This is a genomic window from Capnocytophaga sp. oral taxon 326 str. F0382 (genome assembly GCF_000318295.1).
Classification (GTDB): Bacteria; Bacteroidota; Bacteroidia; order Flavobacteriales; family Flavobacteriaceae; genus Capnocytophaga; species Capnocytophaga periodontitidis.
The window spans coordinates 1-1,171 of the sequence record NZ_KB291390.1; the positions used below are offsets into that span (position 1 = coordinate 1).

Genomic DNA, 1,171 nt, shown 5'->3' on the forward strand with positions numbered 1-1,171 from the left:
AAAAAAAAACAAAACTATGTACGCATTCCAAAATAACATATTATCTATCCCCGCACGCCTGCTCTATAGCGATTGGAAGGTAGTTACTTATGAGTACTACAAAAAGCTATGCGCTCGTGGTAAGCTCCAAGTTACCCAACCAGGCAAAGGACAAGGTAATGAAGCGTGGGTAGCCTTCGAGAGCCTCCCCATAGTGAAAGGTGTGAATACAAAAGAATTTTGCGTGCGTATGCTCGGCAAGCCCGAAGAGGCTCACATCGTTACCAATGTATTAGAAGAGTATATTGTACCAGATCCCGAGGCCATCAACTTCTTTGCCGAGCATCGCAAACCTAACGGCAAATCGCTACCCCTCCCACAACAGAGGGAAAAAGCCACCTCCGCTATGATACTGGGTGCTATCGAAACCCTACTTAAAAGCCGTCCGCTCACTGCCAAAGCCTTTGGTAAGCGCAAAACCCAAATATGGCAAAACATCAGCGAAGCGGTGAACGCCCTAAACCCCGAAAAGTGGAGTTTCTCATTACCTAACAACCCACGAAGCCTACAACGCAAATACAACCAATTCCTTACCGAGCGTTACGCTACCTTTATTCACAAGGGCGAGGGCTCCGACAATGCCAAAATAGTAACCCCTACAATGGAACGCCTCTTTATATCCATCTGCTGTATGCCTAATAAACCTTACATCAGTTCGGTATACGATATTTACAGGCAGTTTCTATACGGCGAAATAGAACTTTTCGACCGCGCTACGGGCGAACTCTTTAATGTAGACGATTTTTGCGATGAGAATGGCAACCTGTTAGAAGTCTCTGAAAGCACTGTAAAACTATGGCTTAGCAAAGCCGAAAATCAGCTTATCATAGCCAAAGCCCGCAATGGAGAGTACGATTTTAGCCACAAGTTGCGCCCTCACGTTCACCGCCACGCACCGCTCTACTCAATGAGTAAAATAACCCTTGATGACCGCGATATAATGCACACTAAGCTACCCGACGGCACCAAAGTAATGGCATACTATGCTTATGATGTGATGAGCACCGCCCTTATAGGTATTGCTCACAGCAAGAAAAAAGACACCGAGCTTTTCTTAGACTGCTTCCGCTCAATGTTTCAATTTACTACCTCCTACGGCTTGGGTACTCCAATGCAGATAGAAGTAGAACGA

1 pseudogene is annotated in these 1,171 nt (G+C 45.8%); it reads left to right on the forward strand.

Annotation, left to right across the window (positions count from 1 at the left end):
* Positions 1 to 16: 16 nt before the first annotated feature.
* A pseudogene (locus HMPREF9073_RS04370) lies at positions 17 to 1,171 on the forward strand (hypothetical protein); the annotation flags it as partial.